Source organism: Flavivirga eckloniae (assembly GCF_002886045.1).
GTDB lineage: Bacteria > Bacteroidota > Bacteroidia > Flavobacteriales > Flavobacteriaceae > Flavivirga > Flavivirga eckloniae.
In genome coordinates, this window is the sequence record NZ_CP025791.1 from 4,581,148 (window position 1) to 4,596,522 (window position 15,375).

The 15,375-nt window shown below is 35.1% G+C and carries 7 protein-coding genes; all 7 read left to right on the top strand.

Annotation, left to right across the window (positions count from 1 at the left end; genetic code table 11):
• Window positions 1-638 precede the first annotated feature (638 nt).
• The 7 genes from C1H87_RS18835 to C1H87_RS18865 are packed head-to-tail and all read left to right on the top strand — an operon-like array spanning window position 639 to window position 15,155.
• Complete coding sequence (locus C1H87_RS18835; RefSeq protein WP_102757303.1) at window positions 639-2,537, top strand: FISUMP domain-containing protein; 1,899 nt, start codon at window positions 639-641, stop codon at window positions 2,535-2,537.
• Window positions 2,538-2,572: 35 nt separating this feature from the next.
• The gene (locus C1H87_RS18840) at window positions 2,573-4,450 is read left to right on the top strand and encodes an FISUMP domain-containing protein (RefSeq protein ID WP_102757304.1); all 1,878 of its coding nucleotides are present in this window, start codon (window positions 2,573-2,575) and stop codon (window positions 4,448-4,450) included.
• A 40-nt stretch (window positions 4,451-4,490) separates the two neighbouring features.
• Entirely contained in the window at window positions 4,491-7,670 is a 3,180-nt protein-coding gene (locus tag C1H87_RS18845) for a SusC/RagA family TonB-linked outer membrane protein (RefSeq protein ID WP_102757305.1), read from the top strand.
• 11 nt (window positions 7,671-7,681) lie between these two features.
• Window positions 7,682-9,466 (top strand): RagB/SusD family nutrient uptake outer membrane protein, encoded by a 1,785-nt coding sequence (locus C1H87_RS18850; protein WP_102757306.1) that lies wholly within the window; start codon window positions 7,682-7,684, stop codon window positions 9,464-9,466.
• Between the two features lie 25 nt (window positions 9,467-9,491).
• Window positions 9,492-12,473, top strand: a complete 2,982-nt coding sequence (locus C1H87_RS18855; protein ID WP_158655278.1) for a SusC/RagA family TonB-linked outer membrane protein — start codon at window positions 9,492-9,494, stop codon at window positions 12,471-12,473.
• Between the two features lie 16 nt (window positions 12,474-12,489).
• Window positions 12,490-14,187 (top strand): RagB/SusD family nutrient uptake outer membrane protein, encoded by a 1,698-nt coding sequence (locus tag C1H87_RS18860; RefSeq protein ID WP_102757308.1) that lies wholly within the window; start codon window positions 12,490-12,492, stop codon window positions 14,185-14,187.
• A gap of 35 nt (window positions 14,188-14,222) precedes the next feature.
• Window positions 14,223-15,155: a BT_3987 domain-containing protein gene (locus tag C1H87_RS18865; protein WP_158655279.1), complete on the top strand. Its 933-nt coding sequence runs from the start codon at window positions 14,223-14,225 to the stop codon at window positions 15,153-15,155.
• Window positions 15,156-15,375: the final 220 nt, after the last annotated feature.

The following is a 15,375-nucleotide window of genomic DNA, read 5'->3' on the forward strand; positions in this document are numbered from 1 at the left end:
ACGATTCTTTTATCTCTTTAGGGAAATTAATCCAGAAGTGTATGTTTAAGATGTTCCTTCGGAAAGTAAAGTAATTATCAATAGCTTAAAGATTAATACTCTTCTTGATAATAGAAGGTAAAAATTATAAGCCTCGGATACAATAACTTACGAGTGTTGTCATCTATTGTTTACAAGAAAAGTAAGAACTAATCTTTTCTGAATTACTAATGAAAAAACGTATTTGTTTTAGTATAAGTTAAAATAAATTTAAAAGATATATTTATAAAATTTAAAAGAGTTTTGTTTAGAAGGTAGAATATCATAAAAACTAGTGTTTTCAGTGCTTTTCAAAGTGAAATGAACAAATTTTTCACTAAAAAGAAATATTCGTACCCGATACAATAACAGTTTTAATACAATCTTTGGAAAAAGATTTTTAATACTAACCAGCTAAAAATCTCTCATATAAAACTAACAAATAACAGTTTTAACAATATTTTTTTAAGCAATATGCCTGTCTTTAAAAACTATGTAAAGATACAAGACAAAGACATGTAGTAATGTTAAAGAAGTATTAATGAATAGTTAAAAAATAAGATATAGAAAATAGAAAGACTACGGTTAACAAAACAAACACAATTTAAACCAAAATAACTATGAAATACATGAAAAACCTTCTTCTTTTAACAGTATTATCGTTATCCTTCTTTGCGATTTCTTGCGACGAAGATGATGAAGGTGCTGCTAGTGGAGCGCCTAACATAGGTTTGACTATCCAATCTCCAGCAGATGGAGCCGAATCCGTTGGTTTTAACCCAACGTTTACATGGACTGCATCTGGTGATAATACAAATGCTTTTAAATATGATTTTTATATTGGAACCGAAAAGGGGAAATTAGGTTTAAGAGCACAAAATATCAAAGACCTTAAATATAGAATAACAAAAAACACAGTACTAAAAGGACAGACTTACTATTGGAAAGTAGTGGCCAAGGATGGTATATATGAAAAAGAGAGTGATGTTTGGAGTTTTACAACATCTCCATTATTAACTAGTCCCGTATTAATTGGACCGATTAATTTTGGTAGAGATCCTCTAAAATTTGAGTGGGAGGAAACAGCTTCTGCAGAGAACGAAAAACTCACTTATAAAGTATACTTAGGAACGGAAGATCCGCCAACAGAAGTTGTTGGAACTATAGAAGACACTGGATCTTTTGATTATAATGGCCCAGAATTAGATGAGTTTGAAACTTACTATTGGAGAATAGAGGTTTTAGATGAATTAAATACTTCATTAAGTGAAGTAGGTACGTTTCAAAAGTTGTTAGGTGGGTATCCGGATTTACCTTCAGTAGTAGCTCCTTTAGATAATACACTTTTCTTTGAAAGGGATGGTGGCGATATTATCTTAGATTGGACAGATTCAACAGATCCCGAAGGAGATACCGTTACTTATGATGTTTATCTAGATACAGCGAACCCTCCAGTTAATGTTGCAGCAAGTTTTTCTGGCGATTCAGAATATAATGCAACCTCTGGTCTAGTAGTAAATACCTCTTATTATTGGAAAGTAGTCGCTAAAGACCCATCTGGAAACTCTTATAGTACAGAGGTTTTTAATTTTGATTACTTAGATTCATCTGGACCAGCAGCTCCTATGATTAATGAAGAAGTTGTAGATGGAACCATGTCGTTAGACGAATCTATAGTTTGGGGTAAAACATTAGGAGCCGCTACATATGATGTTTATATAGGCGAAACGAACCCGCCTACAACTCAAGTAGCTACTGATTTTGTTGGAGAAAGCTATGTAGTGAAACCCAAAGACATTCCTAGCGATATAACTATAGCTGTACCAAAAACGTATTACGCACGTGTTGTAGCAAAAAATATAGACGGAGAAGCAGAATCTTCGGTAATATCATTTACACCTCAATTAACAGGAACAGTTACAGATGTAAGAGGAACTGAATCTATTGAGTATGGCTGGGTTAGAGTTGGTGAGCAGGTATGGATGACCGAAAACCTTAGAGCGAGAAAACTCACTAACGGAGAAGATATATTATTCTTGGGGCCAAATAACATCCCTCTTGGGGAAGACTCCATGGAGATCTATTACGATGAACATCCTGAGGGACTTCCAGGGTTCACTCCAGATTGGAGTAATACACATGGGCTAGTTTATTCAAGTCGCGCTCGTAAAAATCCGCTTGTTCCAACAGAAGGCTGGCATGTTATAACTGAAGCAGATTTATCATACATAAGCAATTATGTTAATAGTGCTAGTGAACTTATGGGTGACTGGCATGGTGGTTCGAATATATACGGTGTAAATTGTTTAATTGCCGGATTCCGTTACAATTTAGTCTCAGATTATGAAAATGGCTTTAGAACAGCCTTAGAACAGAGTCGTATTCCTTATTGGGTTGATGCTCCTGGTGAAAACAATACAGTAGAGCTTTACCTAACTGGACATACGAGGGGATTCAGATATTTTAAGCAAGGAAGTGAGCATTTAAGAATGTGGGGAATTCGATTAATTAAGGATTAAGCTAAAAAGAACTTAAAAACAAAAAATATTAAATTATGAAATATATAGATAAGATCCTTTTATTAACAGTGGTCTTGGTTTTTACGGCCCTAATATCTTGTGAAGATGATGAAGATGCGTTTGTAGAGCAAAAACCAAGTGTTTCGCTAGTCTCTCCAGCCGATAAAGCAGATGGGATAGATATAGCACCATCTTTTGAATGGCAGGCATCAGATCCAAACTCAAAACCTTTAAAGTTCGACTTTTTATTGGGGTTAGACAGTACGAAGCTATTTGTACAGGCAGAAAATTTAAAGGAAATGAATTATAGTCTAACAGATTATAAGATTCTTAAAGAGGAGGTTTACTATTGGAGAGTAGTAGTTAAAAATGGTACAGATAGAATTGAAAGTGATATTTGGGAATTTAAATCGATTCCTGCACCCGATACACCAAATTTAATAGGCCCTGATGCCGATATTTTTATACGGGAAGCCTTGACTTTTGAATGGGAACCTGTAGCTGCGGGCGAAGGTGAAACAATAAGTTATAAAGTGTTGTTAGGGAAAACAAATCCACCTACAGAGGTTATAGCAACTATTGATGATGGTAGTACATCGTATACAGCAGACGCTTTAGCGCTAGATATTGGAGACGTTTACTATTGGAAAGTAGATGCGAGCGATTTAATTAACGATTCTTCCAGTGAAGTTCGTTCTTTTAAAAAGTTACAACCAGGAGCTCCAGATGAACCTATGATTGTAGCTCCGGAAAATAGATCGGGTGTTATGGCAGGTGTGACATTAGATTGGACCGATGTAACCGACCCAGAAGGAGATGCTGTAAGCTATGACGTGTATTTAGATAAACTTAACTCACCAGTTACATTAGTTGCTACTGTTACAGACAGTGAATATACACCTACTGGTTTAGATATTAACTCGGCCTACTACTGGTATGTCGTTGCAAAAGACCCGTCGAACAATGCTTCACCAACAATTATTTCTGGTTTTGCTAATGCAGGAACAAGCCCAGGCTTTCCAGATATACAGGCTTTTGCTGTTGATGGTGTTTTATCCTTAGATGAAAAATTGGTGTGGGGAGCTTCTTCTGGAGCCACTTCATACGATGTATATATAGATACCGTTAATCCACCGGTTAATTTGGTAGCAGCAGATATTACCGAAACAGAGTATTTGGTAAAAAATAGTGAAATACCTAGTGATATTACAGATGTAAAAACATACTATGCTTTAGTTGTAGCAAAAGATGGGACTGGTGGAATAACCAATTCATTCCCGGTAGAATTTACACCGCAAATGACGGGTACTATGACAGATACTAGAGCTCAGGAAGTTAACGAATACACATGGGTTAGAATTGGAGAACAAGTTTGGATGTCTCAAAATCTTCGAGCGAAAAAATTAACTAACGGTGAAGATATAGCGTTCTTAGGGCCAAGAGTTATTCCGCTTACAGGTTCTTCTACAGAATTATATTTTGATGAAAGCCCAGAGGGAATTGAAGGGTTCACCCCAGATTGGCAAAATACACATGGTCGCGTTTATTCCAGTCGTGTTCGTTTCCATCCTCTAGCTGCACCAACTGGATGGCATGTTATGACTAATACAGATCTTGCATATATAAGAAGTTATGTATCTAATGCACGAGATCTTATGGGAACTTGGCATGATGGAGCAACAAATCTTTATGGACTAAATTGTGTTATAGCAGGATATCGCTACGACAATTCGGGAGATTATGTAAATGGTTTTAGAACGGCTTTATATAAAGGGCGAGCTCCGTATTGGGTTAACGATCCAGGATCTTTTGATGTTTTGGAGCTTTACCCAACTGGAACCGGATTTAGGTTCTTTGACCATCCTGATGAACATTTAAGAATGTTTGGTATTCGATTGGTGAAAGATGAATAAGACATTAAAATTTATTTTAAAACAAACTAATTAAAACATAATGAATTATAAAATAAAATTTTTCTTGCTTTGTTGCTTTATTTTTCTTGGGCAACTATTGGAGGCGCAGAATATTAAGGTTTCTGGAGAAGTATTAGACGAAACAGGTGCGCCTTTAGTAGGAGCTACCATAGTTACTTCAGGAACGGGTGGTGCAGTATTAGGAACCGTTGTAGATTTTGATGGAGGCTATTCTTTAATGGTAGACTCAAATGCTACATTAGTTTTTTCTTTTGTTGGCTATAGAACACAAAAAGTTGATGTTAATGGCAATACAGTCATTAATGTGACATTGATGCCAGATATTGACTCATTAGAAGAAATAGTCATTTTGGGGTATAATAGAACCAAAAAAGAAAATATTGTAGGTTCTGTTGCCACAGTAAAAGGAGAAAGATTAATGGAAACAGGGCTCACCAATATGTCTCAGGCTATTCAAGATAGATTGCCAGGGGTGTATACAGAGATTACCTCGGGCCAACCAGGAGCAGACGATGCCGTAATTAGAGTTCGTGGGGTTGCCAGTTTTAGTGGTAGTAACGACCCACTTATACTAATAGATGGTATAGAAGCAACTGGAGGGTTTTCTCAATTAGATCCCTCTGAAATCGCATCAATATCTATATTGAAAGATGCATCTTCCACAGCAGTGTATGGAGTTCGTGGTGCAAATGGTGTAATTATTATTACAACAAATAGAGGGCGATTAGGATCACCTAAAATAACCGTAGGTGCAGCTGTTACAGCAAAAACGATTTCCGAGATTCCAGACAAATTATCGTCTTACGATGTTTTAACGTTGGGGCAGGAAGCTATTAAAAATTCGGGAGCTTATAATCAATTGAGGCCACAACGCTACATTGATACGTTTTTAGACCCTAATAGAGACCCTTATGCTTTTCCGGATGTAGATTGGTATGATGAAATAATAAGAGATATTGGTTGGGAATCTAATGCCAGAATTAATGTGAGAGGAGGAACAGAGTTTGTTAAATATTTTAGTTCACTTAGTATAAATAGAATTGGAGATATTTTAAAAACTGAAGATTTTAATGGCTATTATGATCCGGAGTTTAGCTACGATAAAATTAACTTTAGAACAAACCTTGATTTTCAGGTTAGTAGCACAACAAAATTATCTGTAGATGTTTCTGGACGTACAGATATTAGAAAATCTCCTGATGCAGATGTAGGAAGTAATCAATTTAGTAACCTTTTTAAGTTTATTGATCAAGCTACATCATACGGTTTTCCTTTGTACTATCCAGAAGAGTTTGTGTTAGCAAACCCAGATCCTTTCGCGCCTTTTCCAGGTGGTATTCGTTATAGTTCATCTCAATTGGAAAATCCAGGTCAAACAAACCCATACACAAAAATTAATTATTCTGGTATGAGAAAGTTTAAGACCGATGTGGTAGATGTTCAATTAAATTTAAATCAAAATTTAGATGGGATAACAGAAGGTTTGGTAGCCTCTGGAAAGTTTAATTATAGTACAGCTTACGATTATCAGAAAATAGAAAGATACAATCCTCACCAATGGTTGTACGATCCGATTTTAAAAGAATGGAGATCGCAACGAAGTGGATTTAATTATAATCAAAATAACCCGGTATTTAGAAGCTCGGGAGGAGAAACTTTTAGTTCTACCAGAAGAAATATATATTATGAGTTTAAACTTAATTACCAGCGCAATTTTGGAGATCATAATGTTCAACTTTTAGGTGTTTTTAACCGTCAGGAACGAGATATAGGAATTGTAGATGTTCCAAGGTATAGCGAGGATTGGGCAGGTATTTTTAATTATAACTATAAAGAGCGATATTACCTTAATGGATCGGCTGGTTATAATGGTTTTGAGAATTATGCCAGAGGTAAACGTTTTGGTTTTTTTCCTGCTGTTGCTGTAGCTTGGAATATTGCCAAAGAAAAAATTGTAAGCGATAATGTATCTTGGTTAAATGAATTTAAAGTAAGATATAGTTATGGTAAAACGGGGCTTAGCCAATTAACCGGTCTAGATCGTTTTGTTTACTTAGGAGGATATGCCGGAACAAATCCAGGCTTTGGTCATATTCAATTTGGTGTACCACGACGAGATGAAATACAAAGATGGGCAGAAGTAAAAGTAGCTAATCCGAATACTACTTGGGAAAACTCCACAAAGCAAGATTTAGGTTTTGATATTAAACTATTTGATTACGACCTTACAATAGGAGTTACCCTTTATAAAGAACTACGTGAAGATCTTCTTCTAACTCCACCTAGACCTTCATATTTTCAGCCTCATATAGGAACCAATCCAAGAAACCGTCCAGATAGCCGAGTATCATTACCACGAGTTAATGTTGGTACAGCAAAAAATCATGGTCTTGAAATAGAGGCGAATTATAGACATACCACTCCTGGAGATTTAACATATTCATTTGGGGGTCATGCAACCTTTGCCGATAGCCGTAGTGTTTTTCAATTAGACGGAGCATCAAGACCGGAATACCAAAAAAATGCAGGGAAACCAATAGGTTGGATAGATGGATATTATAGTAATGGTTTTATAAACAATTTTGAAGAATCTATTAATGCTCCTGAGATTTCAGGAGGAACCAATACTGCAGGTCATTATTTCTACTCAGATTTTAATGCAAATGGTAGAATAGATGTTAATGATAGAATTCCTCTAGACGGAACAAGTCAACCACAAATAGTTTATGCCTTTAATAGTAGTATTACCTACAAAGGTTTTAATTTAAGTGTACGATTTTTTGGTAAAGAAGGCGTCTTATATCACACAGATAACTTATTTCCTAACTTCGATAGAGGGTTGTTAGAAGCAAAAACGGCTCATTTAGATAGATGGACTCCAGAAAACCAAAATGCAAGATTTCCAGCTTATGGAAATATAGATGGACAGAAAGGTTATGGTGTTAGAAGTAACATGACGGCAGCTAACTCTTCATATTTAAAGCTGCAAAACGTAAATCTGGCATACAGTATAGAATCTGAGTTTCTAAAAAGAGCTTTAAGAATTCAAACGATGCGATTAAACTTATCTGGACAAAACTTGTATACCTGGTCAAAACTACCCTATGGAGAACCAGAAGGAGGGAATAGCCTTTCAGGCGGAAATGGACAATACCCTTTAGTAAAGCGGTTTGTTTTTGGTGTAAATATTGATTTTTAAAAATAGAAATTATGAAAAATTATAAATATATATTCATTTTTATCTCTGTCTTTTTATTGGCAGGATGTGAAGATTATCTAGATAGAACAGGTACAAGTGAACTTACTCCAGAAGAAGAAGCTTGGAGCAATAGAGTTATAATCACCAGTTTTGCTTATAGAATGTATGATACTATGGGATGGATGTACGAGATTCGCCAAGACGGATTTAATAGGCGCGAATCTGGACCAGGAAAAAACTATGGTAGTTGTGTTGTGTTTTCTGGAGAAGTTATTGATATGCGATCTCATTTTGTACATAACGATGTGTTTAAAGGCGATTATGTTGATGCCCTAAAGCTTTCTTTTGCTAATCCAGAGTTTTGGGATGCCTGGTATGATAACTGGGAACTCGTATTTGTATCTAATAATATTCTTGATAAGATTGATGAGGTTACTACAGATATTATGCCTCAAAATGAAATAGATCAAATAAAGGGCGAAGCTTATTTGTTTAGAGCGTTTGCATACCATGAGCTTTCTAAACGTTGGGGAGCATTACCATATATTAAGACTAGAATTTTTCCAGATTCAGACCTTAACCTTCCCAGACCAACTTATCGTGAGCAAATTACAGATATTATTGCAGATTGTGATATGGCTATAGCGACGTTGCCAGAAGATAGTTACCTAAACGATCCAGTCAATATGGGACGTATGGGTAGAGCGGCAGCTATGGCATTAAAATCCAAAGCGTTAACAACAGCTGCTAGCCCTAACTATACAGCAAACAATCAAAAAGATACCGAGTTATGGGAAATGGCTGCTAGTGCTGCCTGGGATTTAATTAAGCTTGGTCAAACATCCGATAAGGTTGGATTGTACCAAGGGGATTACGGTGAAATATTTCATACAAGTAGAGGAACTATTGAAGGTGTTTGGCCTAGATACTTTGGTGAAAGTGATGCAGGAGCATATAACCTGTCATGGTTATGGGTTCGTACAGGAGGTAAGACAGGATATTCGCCAACACAAGAGCTGGTTGATAGATTTGAGACCGCCGATGGTTATCCAATTTCGCACGCTAACTCTAATTACAATGAACAAAACCCTTATGTAAACAGGGATCCCCGATTTTATAAAGATATTTTGTATCATGGTGCCGCTTTTCCTGTTATTTCAGATAGTGACTTATTAGATATGAGAACATCACCGGTGATAGGAGATGACCGTTCAAAACCATTTTCTACTGATTACGGTAGTTCTACTACAGGCTATTTAGCAAGAAAGTTTCTTCCGGAAAAGTTCAATCTTACAGGATATAGAAGAAATACATTTGTAAATCCGCCATATATAAGAATGGCCGAAATATACCTGAATTACGCAGAAGCTGTTAACGAAGCTTATGGAAACCCTAATGCTACAGCCCCTGGCGCATCATTAACTGCCGTAGAAGCTGTAAATGCGGTTCGTAATAGAGTTGGGCATGTAGATGTAAGACCAGAATTTACAACCGATGAAGGGGTTTTTCGGGAACTTGTTAGAAATGAGTTTAGAGTAGAGCTGTGTTTTGAGTACCATACTTGGTACGATATATTACGTTGGAGAATTGGTCAAGAAGAATTTGACGGAAAACGTATGCATGGTGTATTAATAACAGAAGATGCTACACAACCAACGGGTGTTAGATATGAAAGATTTCCAATAGAACAAGGACCACCTAGAATTTTTGTGGACAGAATGTATAGATATCCCTTAAAAGAATCTGATTTACAGATTTTCGAAATTCCGTTATTAACCCAAAATCCAGGATGGTAATATGTTAACGATTAACGATTTTACAATGATAAAAACAAAAATACTATATCTAATACTGGCAGGCCTTTTCTTTGTATTGCCTTTTCAGGTAAACGCTCAGGAAGAAAGCGATTTAAGTATGGTTTCTGCCACAATATCTAATAGAACAGGATATGTATTAAAAGAAGTACATATACAAGCTTTTAATTCTAAAAATAGAGCAGTTACTAACGAAGATGGAAGCTTCAGTATAAGAGTTGAAAATGAGGATATTCTTATTATATCCCATTTGGGTTACGAAAAAGCTGTAGTTTATGTGAAAGAAGGGAACTTGGAAAGCGATACTATTGTATTAAAACAATGGGGAACTATAGAACCTCAAGAGGATACCAACATCGCTTTGGGAAGTTTACCATTTGAACGTATTACAGGATCTGTTGAGCGTATTACAGGCGAAGAGTTAAACGATTTTCCAACACCTTTTGTACGTGAAGCTTTAGCTGGTAGATTATCTGGTTTAACGACGTCGTATGGTGATGCATCTACGGTTACCGAGAGTTTTGGTAATGGGATTCGAGGGCAAGAAGTAGGGCAACTTTATGTAGATGGTGTGCCCGCTGTAGACATTGTTCTTACGCCTGCAGAGGTAGATGATGTTATAGTAGCAAAAGATTACGGTTCTACTTTTATGTTCGGTACTTTAGGAGCTCCTGGAGCTCTTATTGTAAATACTAAGCGTGGATTACCAGGCGAGCGTCTATTTAGAATAACATCCAATACAGGAGTTAGAACACCTGCTTTTTTACCTAGTACGATGAATGCTCAAGATTATGCCAGAAACTATAATATTGCACTTAGTAATGATGGTTTTAGCCCTATTTATACCCAGAACGATATTAATGATTATGCTACAGGTAATAACCCAGTTAGAAACCCTAATAATAATTATTACGAAGACTTTGTTAATGGCATTTCTACTTATTCGCATGTAACGGGTGACTTTTCTGGTGGAAATGAGAAAGTTCAATATTTTTCCCATTTAGGTTATTACACCACTAACGGTATAGAAACCGTTGGAGAAGGTAGGAAGTCTTCAAGGATTAGATTGAATAATAACGTGCAAATTCAGTTTGGAGATGCTGGTGTGGTTAATTTAGGAGTTGGTGGTAGTTTTAATAAAAGAAATGAGCCAAAGCTAAGTGCCAACGATGCTTTTAATACGATGTATAATTATCCGGCAAATGCTTTACCTTATAAAGTAAATGATACTATTTTTACTAGCAGTAGAGAATTTAGTAGAAATTTACTTGTAGACTTGGCTCACAGCTCAATTATTGAGGATATTAGAAGGGATGCTTTTGCGAGAGTGGGGTTAGACCTTAATCTAGATAAAGTAACAAAAGGTTTAACGTTAAAAACTTTGGTTGGGATGTATGTCTTAAATGTTTTAACAGATGTTATTGAGCCAACGCCACATACAGCAGAACCAATTTTTACTTTAGAAAATGATGGAACATACAGGGTTTCAGGACTAAGAAATTTTATTAATGGAGAAGATCGTTTTCAATTCAAAAAGTTAGCAGATCGCGTAGACAGAACACAATTCATTAATGCTAATCTAAGTTATGTAAGAAACTTTAATGACAATCATAAGGTTATTGCAGATCTGTTTTTTAATAATCAAAAACTAACAGGTAGTACTTTAGCTCAAAATGTCATTTTTAGAAATATTGGGGCTAGAGTAAATTATATGTTTAACCAAAAATATGTACTAGAAGGAAAACTACTAAATGCACCTATACGTCAGTTATCAAAAGATGAGAAAAAGAAAGTAAACTATGATGCAGGATTAGCCTGGCTATTGCACAAAGAATCTTTTCTGAAAAATGCATCCTGGTTAAATTTTTTAAAGCTTAGAGGTAATTTTGGAGTACAATCAAGACCAGTTAGCCAATTCTTTATTTCCGAAAATTTATATAAACGTACTAATGCTGGTGGTAATTTTGGAGTTGATGGCGGACAGACGGGGTCTACTGGTACTAATAGAATTTTTACGGCTTCTAATCTTATAACCCCTAAACAGGAATATTTAAGTATTGGTTTGGATTTTCAAATGTTTAAATCGAAAATTAACGGACAGCTAAACTATTTTAATATTCGTAATTATGATCAAATAATATCGCCAGGTAATTTATTTGCCTTTTTACCAACGGCATATTTACCTTTAATTAATTATGAAGATAGTAGGTTTAGAGGAATTGATGGTAACATATCTTATAGTAACAAAATAGGTAATTTATCATATAAAATTGGAGTAAATGCAACTTATGGAGTTAACTACACAACTTTATCAAACGATACAACTTACCCTATAGGAGAAGAACAGAGAAATGTAATTGGAAATAACGAGGTTATTAGAGGATTAAAAGCCATAGGTATTTTTCAAAATGAAGCCGAGATAGCAAGTGCTCCTACTCAATTATTTGGTGATGTGAAACCTGGAGATATTAGATATTTGGATTTTAATAATGATGGATTAATTGACGAGAAGGATTATCATGAAATTGGTACACCATCAAGAGTTGATTTTGGTCTAAACTATATGATGCAGTATAAAAATTGGAGTATGGGTATTCATGCAGATGGTAAAGTTGGAGGAAGTTATATTGAACAATTAAACTGGAATAGAAAAGCTAATGATTATACTAATGAGCTTGCGAATAGTTGGCCGGTTAGCAATAGTTTACCAAGGTTAACAACACTAACAAATACCAACAACTATAGAAATTCTTCATTTTGGTTAAAAAAAGCAGGGTATTTAAATTTAAGAAGTATTATGGTAGCTTATTCGTTACCACAGGCCTTACTAAAGGATTTGGGTGTTAAGGAGTTTTCGCTTTCGGCATCTACTAAAAACCCTTTTGTAATATCATATAGCGACCAAAGGTTTATGCCAAGTAGAAATAAAGGGTATTCACAACATCCGGTACTAAGAACCTTTGAATTAGGTGTGCAAGTGTCGTTTTAATTAAAAAAATCAAAAAATGAAAAAATATATAATACTTTTTTTAGTCATAACTTCAATTATAAGTTATTCATGCTCAAATGAGTTTGACCAAATTATACCTGCTGAAGACAGATCATTTGAAGATGTTTTTTTAGACATAGATCGTACCAGAAGTTTTTTAGGACCAGCATATAGAGGTGTTAGAGGTGCGCCTTGGATTGGGTTGGATTATTACACAACCAACGCCGTAAATGTAGATGGAGATCAAGGTGTTCCTGGGTACACAGCAGAATCGTCCCCTGTAGGCGGAGAGTGGAATACTGCGCTTACCAATATATTTAAAATTAATGAATACTTTAAATATGGTTTCAATATAAAATACGATGCCCTTAATGAGGAATTAGGAGAAGAACTAAAGGGGCGATTAAAGGGTGAAGCTTATGGTTTAAGAGGGTATTACAAGTGGTTATTACTTAAAAACTTTGCCGGACCTTCGGCAGCAGATGGTACAATGCTTGGAATTCCTATAATTGATGAATTACTATCCATTGAGGAAGTGAATAATATTCCCAGAAGCACCTATCTTGAAAGTTACAATAGTATAAAGAAAGATTTAGATAGTGCCTATAAGTATGTTGATGTACTACGTTACCAAGGAAATGGAGATATAGATGGGATTAATTTAACAGGAAGAGTTTCAAGAGAAGTCATTTGGGCGATAAGAGCAAGATTAGACCTTTTTGCAGCTAGTTCTGCATATCAACAAATATCTTGGGAGCAAGCAGCACAAACAGCTTACAATGCTATAATACAAGTTGATGGAGGAGGTTTAAAAGGAAACGGGCTCGAAGAATTTGGAAATTTTAACGACACCAAAAATATTGATCACTTATGGAGAAGAACTTTTGCTCGAAACGCAAATTTGGAGAAAGCACATTTCCCACCATCAATGTTTGGAAGAGGAGAGGCTAATCCAAGTCAGAATTTAGTTAATGCATTTCCAGATAGTAATGGGTATCCTATTAATCACCCAAATTCAATATACAATGGTATTTCTCCTTATGAAAACAGAGATGGACGTTTAGAGCGTTTTATTTTTTACAATGGAGAAAATGATTTTAGAGATACCAATATTGAGGTTTTTGAAGGAGGAAAGGATGCTAATGGCGGATTTCGTAAAAGAGCGACGCGTACAGGGTATTATATGAAAAAATATTTAAGCTCAAATATTGATTTAACACCCCAGTCTACAAGCGGTAGCAACGTAGATTTTAAAACATATGCTATATTTGATAGAGCAGGTTTGTACTTAGATTTTGCCGAAGCAGCAGTAGAAGCTTATGGTGTTAATGGTAGCGACGGTAGTATGGCTTTCACGGCTAAGGATGTTATTGGAACTATTCGTTTAAGAGCTGGCATAACTAACGATCTATATCTAGATATTGCAGACGATTTTCAAAATACATTTAGAGATTTAATTCGCAATGAGCGACGTATTGAGTTTGCTTTTGAAGGAGAATATTTTTACGATGTAAGAAGATGGAAATTACCATTGGAAGAGCTTAATACTTCTACTATGGGAGTTAACGTAATTAAGCAAGAAAATGGGTCTTTTACTTATGAAGAAAAAGAAGTAGAATCTAAAGTCTTTTTAGAACGTATGTATTATAACCCATTACCAAGACATGAAGTATTAACTTCAAATGTTCTTATTCAAAATGCCGGGTGGGAATAGAAAACTAATTAATCGTATAAAAAAATATGAAAATCATGAAATATAAAAGTTATTTATTATTTATATCATTGCTTGCAATAATGTTTGCATGTGAGCCGTATGAAGATTATCTTATTGATACCATAGGTTACAGAGCAGTGTATTTTCCAAATATAGAGCATATAGAAAAATTTGGTAGATCACCTATATCTGGTGAAGGACTCGAATTTAAAATAGGAGCATATATTGGGGGGGTTAAAGAAAATAGTAATGATGAAGAAGTGACATTTGAGATAGACGAAACCTTACTAGATGGTACAACCTACACTTTATTACCAAATGATTATTATACTTTGGGAAGCCCTAATAAAATTACCATACCTAAAGGGGAATTTTTAGGCTTATTAGATGTGAAATTCGATTCTTTGATGATCGCGAATGATGAGTTGTTGAAGGAATTGCATTATGCTATACCAATGAGAATGGTATCTACATCTGCAGATTCTATTTTAAAAGGTCAAGATGAAATTATTATTCCTGTAAAATTAATGAATACTTACGAAGGTAATTTTTATCAAGTAGGTAGCGTAAAGGAGTTTTTTACAGTTAGTAAAGTGTTGGATACAGCTTATGTATATGGAGATCCTGGAGATTTAACATCAGATGTAAGTATACGTGAATTAAGTTCTATTATGATGGATACGGTAAGGATTAATGGCGTGGCAAACCGTATAGGAGATAACTATTCTATGAAATTAAAAGTAAACACAGAAGACAACTCTGTTACTATTATAGCAGATCCATCATCTGATTTTCAAGTAGAAGAAAACGGATTTAGCTTATGGGATCCTGTAAAGAGAAAGTTTACTTTAAAATATAAATATACCGTAGGAGATAAGGATTTTGAAGTAGAAGAAACATTAACCTTTAGAAACCGAATAAGAGATGGAATAAATGAATGGAGATGGAAAGGTTTCCCTGGTAATTAAAGATATTGCTATTATGTTAAGTTGAGTAAGTTTAAGTTTAGTTAAAAACTGTCTCTTTTTTAGATAGTTTTTATTGAGAATTGGGCGTACTTCCCCTTAGGGAAAGTACGCCCTTTGATTTTTAGCTTAGTATTGTTGTTATTTTTTAATAACATCTGTTTGATATGTTAAAACAGATAATCAGTCGTTACGTGTTTGAGTAAAAGGATTGTGTCAATTC